The following is a 7,964-nucleotide window of genomic DNA, read 5'->3' on the forward strand; positions in this document are numbered from 1 at the left end:
GCCCAGTCTGGCGGGACGATAAAAACCTGCTCGAATGGCTCGCCGCACTTTGAATATTATGTGGCCGGGTGCCGACGCCACCCGGCCGAATTTCCCACCGAACCGGCGTCCCGGCACATATCGCCGAGAGGCACATAAGCCCGACAACCTGAAGAGCGGCGTCACCAAGGCGAACTTCTTCGATCCCGTGCTGAACGCCAGCTATTACGAACTGGCCCGGCACTACGGCACCGCCATCCTGCCGACCCGGGTGCGCAAACCGCGCGACAAGCCCGCGGCGGAGAACGCCGTCCTGCAGGTCGAACGCTGGGTTCTGGCGCCTTTGCGTCACCAGACCTTCTTTTCACTGGGCGAGTTGAACGCCGCCGTGATGCCACTGCGCGAGGCGCTCAACAACAGACCGCTGTCGCCGCCGCGTGAGGGAACCCGCCGCTCTGTATTCGAGGCCGAGGAGCGGGTGTTGCTGCGACCTCTGCCCAGCGATGCTTATGTCGTGGGGCAGTGGGACCTTGGCCGCACCGTCGGCGCCGATTACCACGTGATCGCCGACGGCCATTACTACTCGGTGCCCTGCGCCTTGGCACGCGGCAAGGTCGACGTGTTCACCACCGCCACGCTGGTGACGATCTTCCAGCGCGGCGAGCGGGTAGCCAGCCATCCCCGCAGCCCGAGCAAGGGCGGGCACACCACGCTGCCTGAGCACATGCCGCCGGGTCATCGCGCCGTCCTGGAGCGGACACCCGACCGCATGCGGGCCGACGCCGCGGCGATCGGCGTGGCCACGGCCACCTACGTCGACCGGGTGCTGGCGTCGCGTCGTCATGTCGAGCAAGGGGTGCGGGCGGCCTACGGCGTCCTCCGCTTGGCTGCCAAGTATGGCACCGCGGCCCTGGAGACGGCGTGTGAGCGGGCTCTAGCGGCCGGGGTACTGTCGCCGCGCTTCGTGGAAGGGCTGCTGAAGGCGCCCAACCGGCCCGTTCTGCCTGAGCCCATCGAGGGCGGCCCCGGCGAGCACGGCAACGTGCGCGGCTCCGGCTACTATCACTGAGGGGAAACCATGCTGCACCAGACCATCGAGAAACTGCACGGGCTGAAGCTGTCGGCGATGGCCGATGGGGTCCTGGCCCAGGCGAAGCAGCCGGACATCGACGCGCTCACGTTCGAAGAGCGCTTGGCGCTGCTGGTTGACCTCCAGCACGCCGCCGCCCACAACGCGGCGCTCAGCCAGCGGCTGAGGGCCAGCAACCTGCGCCAGACCGCGTGTCTGGAGGACCTCGACCTGCGCACCCCGCGCGGGCTCGACCGCGGCCTGATCCAGACGCTGGCCAGCGGCCAGTGGATCCGCACGGCACGCTCGGTTCTGCTGACCGGGCCGACCGGCGTGGGCAAGACCTTCATCGCCTGCGCGCTCGGCCACCAGGCGGCTCGGGACGGCTTCTCGGTTCTGTACCGGCGCCTTCCCCGCCTCCTGGATGATCTGGCGATTGCCCGGGTGGAAGGGCGGCATCGGCGGACCTTTGCCAAGCTGGCGCGCACCCGGTTGTTGATCCTGGATGATTGGGCGATGATCCGGCTGACCGCCGAGCAGCGCCGCGACCTGATGGAAGTGATCGACGATCGGCACGACCGGGCGGGGACGATCCTGGCCTCGCAAATCCCCGTGTCCAGCTGGTTCGACCAGATCGGCGATGCCACCTACGCCGACGCCCTGCTCGACCGCGTCGTTCACAACGCGTACCGCATTGAGTTGCGTGGCGAATCGATGCGCAAGCGCCTCGCGGCGAACACCAAGGAAGATAGCCTGACCGGCCTCCCGGCGGCGTGATCGGCGCCTTGCCTTCGGGCGAGGATGATGTCCAAGCGGCGCAGGCCCCTCAAGTGTGGCGCTGACGCGCCACCGCCTTCGGCGGCTTCGCACTTGACCGGCCTGCGCCGCTTGGCCCGACGCTCCGCCATCGAAGACAAGGGCGAAGAATGCTGGCGCATGTAATCAGATAAAGTATTTAGAACTGCGGAGATCGAATCCTCTTCAATTGTGATACCTGCCGTTGATACTGGCAGTTGACCCAAGTGCCAAAGAGGACGTAAAATACAGATGATGAAGGCGGAGTGAGGCGTCACTCAGCGGGTGACAACGCGCACTGGGTGTTCATGCTGCCGTACGGCCTGTTCGGTTTCAGCCGTACACGCTGTTCACTTTCGACCGGACAGCCTGTTCACTTTCACCGGACTGTGCATCCAAGGCTACCGCCGCCCATAGCGTGCCCCGCCCATATGGAGACACCGGTGAGCATCATTAGGATGAGCCATGTGCGTGTGAGAGCGGTCATTGCTCACCTCAGCAGGTAGACAAAGGCATCGTCACATAAACTGCGGGGCTGGCGAGCCGGAGGTGCGCCGGGCATGGTAGCGGGATGAGACGCGAGCCCGATCCCCACTACCGCCACCGCTTCCCAGCCGAGCTGATCGCGCACGCCATTTGGCTGTACCACACGTTCCCGCTCAGCTTCCGCGATGTCGAATTGCTCCTGGCCGAGCGCGGAGTCGAGGTCTCATATGAGACGGTTCGGCGCTGGTGTCGCAAGTTCGCCCAGACCTTTGCCAATCGGTTGCGCCATCGGCGCCCACGGCCCGGCGATCATTGGCACTTGGACGAAGTGTTTATCAGGATCAATGGAGTGCAGCACTATCTCTGGCGCGCCGTCGATCAGCACGGCGTGGTGCTCTATATCCTGGTGTAGAGCCGGCGCAACACCAAGGCCGCCAAGCGTTTCTTCAAGTAGCTTCTGAAGGGCTTGCGCTACGTGCCGCGTGTCGTCGTGCCGGCCAAGCTGAAGTCCTATGCCGCCCCCAAGGCCAAGATCATCCCCGGAGCCGAGCACCGGCAAAGTCGGTATCTTAATAACCGCGCCGAGAATTCACACCAGCCGACCCACCAACGCGAGCGGCGGATGAAACGCTTCACGTCACCGCGGCAGGTTCAGCAATTCCTCTCCGCCCATGGCCCCATATACCAGCACTCCCACCGGCGTCGACATTGCATGAGCGCCGCTGAGTATTGTACTTACCGGGCTGACGCCTTCGCCGCCTGGCAGAAGGAGACGTGCGCCCGGAAGGCTGTGTCGTAGTGCCGTTGGGCGGCTCCAGCCCCCCTCTCCTTGCCTCGCTCAAGTTAATGTGACGATGCCCTTGGGGCAAGGGCCACCAATACGGAACGACCTTGAGCGCCGACACGTTGGCGACGTGCTTGAAAGCCCACTCATTTGCCGTGACGCCGCTTTCATCGGACCTTGGCCGGATCGCCATACTGGATTGCCTGTCCTTCGGCCGGGGCGCTGATCCCGAACCGGCCGGCCATCTGCCGCAGAGCGTCGCGGTTCTTCTGGATCGACACCAGATTGGTGATGGCGAAGGTGGCAAGCTCGCGGTCGGGCGTGTGCGACGCTTCGGTCTGGTACAGGTCGACGATGCGGTCGTGGATGCGCAGCTGTGCCTCCAGATAGCCTTTGGCGAATCCCTCCCCGCTTGCCGCCGACAGTGATTTCGCCGCGTCCTGCGCCATCCCTTCTTGCGTGTTCGCCGGGTTGGTCACCGCCCCTGCCGCTCCGAACTGGTCGGCGCGCTGCGGCTTCACCTGATCGGCCGGCGGCAGGGTACGGGCGGAGGACAGGCGTTTCAGACCTTCGTCGAGTTTCGCGTGGGTTTGCGCGATCTCCCTGGCCATGGCCTTGAACGCGTCGTCCGGCCCCTTCTCGGCCGCGAGCCGCCCGAGTTCGGCCTGCCCCTGGCTTGCCGCCGCGGCTTGCCTGAGGAACAGCGCATCTTCGAGCGGCAGCGATTGCCCCGGCTGCGGCGGCAGGCGCGGCGTCGGGTCGGGGCGGAGGTTGGCCTGTGCCCAGGACGAGCCGGACACCAGGATGGTTCCGAGAATGGCGGCGCGGAGGATCCTAAGCATGATGGCTCCTGTTCCCGTGAACACTCAGCAGGTCAATTGGCGGTAGATGGCCGGCAACGCCGCCGGCAGGCGCGCGACATGGGGGAAGATGGCGTAGGCGCCGGTGCCGAAGATGTAGGGGAGATAGTCGCGCCCCTGCTCGTCCACCGTGATGCCGAACAGCCGCAATCCGGCGCGGCGCGCCTCCTGCACCGCCACGCGCGTGTCCTCGATGGCATGGCGCCCCTCGTAATGGTCGGTGTCGTTGGGCTTGCCGTCGGTCAGCACCAGCAGCAGCCGGTGGGTGTGCGGACGGTCCTTCAGGCGGAAAGTGGCATGGCGCAGCGCGGCCCCCATCCGGGTGTAGCTTCCGGGCTTGAGCGCCTGTATCCGGCGCAGGACACGGGCGTCCAGCCGCTCCTCGAAATCCTTGACCGTGCGCACGTCCACGCGATGCCGGCGATGCGAGGTGAAGGTGAGGATGGCGTGCTCGTCGCCGCAAGCGGCCAGCCCGTGCGTCAGCGCCAGCAGCGCTTCCTTCTCGACATCGAGCACGCGCCGCTCCTCGACATAACTGTCGGTGGACAGGGAGACGTCGACCAGCACGCAGACCGACAGGTCACGGGCGACGGTGCGCACCGCGCTGTAGACCCGCTCCGAACCGTATCCACCCGCCCGCCGGTCGGCGACGGAGCGCACCAGCGCCGAAAGGTCGAGGTCGTCGCCGTCGGGTTGGCCGGTCATCAGCTGGCGGCGCGGCCTCATGGCTTCGAACTGGCGGCGCACCAGACGGATGCGGCGGAGCGCGTCGTCGTCGGGACGCCAGTCCTCGCCTTCCAGCGCGGCGGGTGCGGCGATCACGCGGCAATGGTCGGGTAGATAGCGGCGCCGCTTCCAGTCCCACTCGGGATAGGTGATCTCGGCGCGAAGCGGCGCCGCATCGGCCTCCTCGGCGGCGAGATCGAGGTCGAGTTTCAGCTTGGTGGAAGCCTTGCGCTCGTGCTGGCCGACCGCGATCTCGTCCATGTCCTCGGCCGCCTTGCGCGCGTTCTCCTCATCGTCGTCCTCGACCTTGCGGTTGAGGTTGACCATCTCTGCCAGCCCGAGGATCTTCTCGAAGCGGTTCAGCATCAGCGGGTCGTCGCGCCGGGTCTGGTCGGTGTCGCGGCGCCTGGCCTTGCGGCGCTTGCCGTCCCCCTCCGCACCGCCGCCGCCCTCCTCGTCGCCGTCCGCCGCCACGCCCGTTCCGACGGCGTCGGACACCTCGCCCCACAACGGCACGGGCAGGAACGGCCGATAGCCGGGATCCGCCTGGAACGCATCGAGCGGCATTGCCCCATCCGTCACTGCGGCGAGCATGGCGGCAAACCTAGCGTCGGCAGGCTGCCGTTCCGCGCCGAGAAGGGTGAGGACCACGTTTTCCACCGCGGCCTCCTGCGCGGGAAGGCGCCGCCGCGGCCTTGCGGCGCGCATCAGCCGGCAAAGCCGTTCATGCAGGACCCGCAGCCCCGGCCATGCCGCCAGCGCACGGTCGGTCGCCACCCTAGCCGCGCGCAGGCGGGCCAGATCGGCCTGCAGCAGGTCTGCGGGAAGCATCGGCGGCGGCTCGGCATGGGCGAAGAAGGCGGCGAGCCACTCGTAGAGCCCGGCATTGTCCTCGCGCACCGGAAAGACGTCGAGGCGGTCGGGAAGCTGGAGGGTGGCGCCGTCATAGCGGGCACGGTCGAGCTTTTCGGTTCCCAGCCCGAGCCGCTGCTTCAGGCCCAGCCGGTGGCCGGAGGACTCCGCGGCGGTCGCGGCGATGCGGACGGCGCCCGGCCCGCCCAGCGCCCGGAACAGCACGCCCAGCCGCGTCCGCATGTCGTCCAGACCGACCGCCGCCTCCGGGTGGCGCGGGTACGACACGGCATTGCCGACAAGGCGGTGCCACAGCGCGCCGACGAACTCCTCCGGTTCCCAGATGGACGCCATGCGATCACCCCAGCGTGAGTTCGGCGACCCGCAGCAGCGCCTTCTTGACCTCCGGGTCGTCGGTGAGCGGCTCGATCATCGAAGCCAGCACCGCCTCGTCGCGCGCCATGCCGTCCCGGATCAGGCTGGCGCAATAGACCAGCAGCCGGGTCGACACGCCTTCCTCCAGATCCTGTCCCTTCAGTGCGCGCAGGGCGTTGCCCAGCCGGACCAGCGGCGCCACCCGGTCGGCGGCAAGCCCGCTCTCGCGGGAAACGATGGCGATCTCCGCCTCCGGAGCCGGAAAGCCGAACTCGATGGCGACGAAGCGCTGGCGGGTGCTGGGCTTCAGCGATTTCAGGATGTTCTGGTAGCCGGGGTTGTAGGACACGACCAGCATGAAGTCGGGCGGGGCCTCAAGCAACTCGCCGGTGCGTTCCAGCGGCAGCAGGCGGCGGTCGTCGGTCAGCGGGTGCAGCACGACGGTCACGTCCTTGCGCGCCTCCACCACCTCGTCGAGGTAGCAGATGGCGCCTTCGCGCACGGCGCGGGTCAGCGGTCCGTCGGTCCAGACGGTGTCGCCGCCCTTCAGCAGATAGCGCCCGGTCAAATCGGCGGCGGTCAGGTCGTCGTGGCAGGACACGGTGTGGAGAGGGCGCCCCAGCCGCGCCGCCATATGCGCGACGAAGCGCGTCTTGCCGCAGCCGGTCGGCCCCTTCAGCAGCAACGGCAGCCGGTTGCGGTGGGCATGTTCGAACAGCGCCACCTCGTTGCCGGTCGGGGCGTAGAAGGGGATGGCGGAGTCCGCCACCCCGTCCCCCGATGCATCTCCGCCCATCATTCAGCCGGAGCGACGCTGGGCCGGCTGCGCGCGGGCAGCTGCTCGCGGGCCGGACCGAAGACGGAATAGACGAACAGCAGGACCGACAGAACCACGAAGATGCCGGACCCGAGACGCATCCAGTAGAACAGGGCCAACTGCTCCTGCACCTCCATATAGGTCATCCCAAGCACGCGCTGCAGATGGATTTGCACGACGCCGCCGAAGGTCAGGGTGAAGGTCATGAAGGCCATGGCCGAGGTCATGATCCAGAAGCTCCACATGTTGAGCACCTGGTTGTAGGGCGCGCGGCCGCGCAAGCCCGGCATGGCGTAGGTGATGATCGACAGGTTCAGCATCACATAGGCGCCGAAGAAGGCGAGATGCCCGTGCGCCGCGGTGACCTGGGTGCCGTGGCTGTAGTAGTTCACGAAGGACAGCGTGTGCAGGAAGCCCCAGACACCCGCACCGAAGAAGGCGAAGACCGGCGTGCCGAGCGTCCACAGGAAGGCCGCCCTGTTCGGGTGGTCGCGCCGTCCCTTCCAGGCCATGGTGAAGGCGAAGAGGACCATGACGAAGAAGGGCGCCACCTCCAGCGTGGAGAACAGCGACCCGATCCATTGCCAATAGCCCGGCGCGCCAATCCAGTAGTAATGGTGCCCGGTGCCGAGCAGGCCGGAGAACAGGGCGAGGCCGACGATGGCGTAGAGCCACTTCTCCACCACCTCGCGGTCGACGCCGGTCATCTTGATGACCAGGAAGGCCAGGATCGACGCCATCACCAGTTCCCACACGCCCTCCACCCACAGATGGACAACGTACCACCAGTACATCTTGTCCAGCGCCAGGTTGGCTGGGTTGTAGAAGGCGAACAGGAAGAAGATGGCGACACCCCACAGCCCCAGCAGCAGGACGTTGGTGATCGCCGTCTTGCGGCCGCGGAACACGGTCAGCGAGACGTTGTAGAGGAAGATCAGCGCCGCGATGACGATGCCGACCTTGACCCACAGCGGCTGTTCCAGGAACTCGCGTCCTTCATGGATGCCCATGGTGTAGCCGGCGACCGCGGCGAGGGCGCCGATCATCAGGATCGCCAGCTGGACATAGGCCAGCATCGGACTCTCGATGTCGCGCTCCGCCTCCTCCGGGATCAGATAATAGGCCGAGCCGAAGAAGCCGAGCAGCAGCCACACGATCAGCGCGTTGGTGTGGATCATGCGCAGGATGTTGAATGGCAGCGTCTCGGACAGGAAGTTGGGC

Annotated in this window: 6 protein-coding genes and 1 pseudogene; 3 read left to right on the forward strand and 4 right to left on the reverse strand. The window is 66.9% G+C overall.

Annotation, left to right across the window (positions count from 1 at the left end; translation table 11 throughout):
- Positions 1–58 precede the first annotated feature (58 nt).
- From VD964_RS17245 to VD964_RS17255, 3 genes and pseudogenes are all read left to right on the forward strand, one after another.
- A complete protein-coding gene (locus VD964_RS17245; protein WP_414637183.1) occupies positions 59–1,048 on the forward strand; it encodes a Mu transposase domain-containing protein in 990 nt (329 codons plus the stop codon).
- Between the two features lie 9 nt (positions 1,049–1,057).
- Positions 1,058–1,825 (forward strand): IS21-like element helper ATPase IstB, encoded by a 768-nt coding sequence (gene istB, locus VD964_RS17250; protein WP_324869744.1) that lies wholly within the window; start codon positions 1,058–1,060, stop codon positions 1,823–1,825.
- A gap of 589 nt (positions 1,826–2,414) precedes the next feature.
- Positions 2,415–3,128 (forward strand): annotated as a pseudogene (locus VD964_RS17255) (IS6 family transposase).
- 152 nt (positions 3,129–3,280) lie between these two features.
- Here VD964_RS17255 and VD964_RS17260 read toward each other — a convergent pair.
- The 4 genes from VD964_RS17260 to VD964_RS17275 all read right to left on the reverse strand — a co-directional run.
- Positions 3,281–3,955 carry a DUF4142 domain-containing protein gene (locus VD964_RS17260; protein WP_324869745.1) on the reverse strand — a complete coding sequence of 225 codons (675 nt, stop codon included), beginning with the start codon at positions 3,953–3,955 and terminating at the stop codon, positions 3,281–3,283.
- Positions 3,956–3,979: 24 nt separating this feature from the next.
- Positions 3,980–5,905: a nitric oxide reductase activation protein NorD gene (locus tag VD964_RS17265; protein ID WP_324869746.1), complete on the reverse strand. Its 1,926-nt coding sequence runs from the start codon at positions 5,903–5,905 to the stop codon at positions 3,980–3,982.
- A gap of 4 nt (positions 5,906–5,909) precedes the next feature.
- Entirely contained in the window at positions 5,910–6,722 is an 813-nt protein-coding gene (locus tag VD964_RS17270) for a CbbQ/NirQ/NorQ/GpvN family protein (RefSeq protein WP_414637185.1), read from the reverse strand.
- A partial coding sequence (locus tag VD964_RS17275) for a cbb3-type cytochrome c oxidase subunit I (protein WP_324869748.1) occupies positions 6,722–7,964 on the reverse strand: 1,243 nt, incomplete at its 5' end. The genes VD964_RS17270 and VD964_RS17275, both read right to left, overlap by 1 nt.

It is taken from the genome of Azospirillum sp. (assembly GCF_035628975.1).
Classification (GTDB): Bacteria; Pseudomonadota; Alphaproteobacteria; order Azospirillales; family Azospirillaceae; genus Azospirillum.

Bases quoted from the DNA above. Each gene is read 5' to 3' on its own strand.
- VD964_RS17270 (WP_414637185.1), bottom strand. From the start codon at position 6,722: ATGGGCGGAGATGCATCGGGGGACGGGGTGGCGGACTCCGCCATCCCC.
- VD964_RS17265 (WP_324869746.1), bottom strand. From the start codon at position 5,905: ATGGCGTCCATCTGGGAACCGGAGGAGTTCGTCGGCGCGCTGTGGCAC.
- istB (WP_324869744.1), top strand. From the start codon at position 1,058: ATGCTGCACCAGACCATCGAGAAACTGCACGGGCTGAAGCTGTCGGCG.
- VD964_RS17260 (WP_324869745.1), bottom strand. From the start codon at position 3,955: ATGCTTAGGATCCTCCGCGCCGCCATTCTCGGAACCATCCTGGTGTCC.
- VD964_RS17245 (WP_414637183.1), top strand. From the start codon at position 59: ATGTGGCCGGGTGCCGACGCCACCCGGCCGAATTTCCCACCGAACCGG.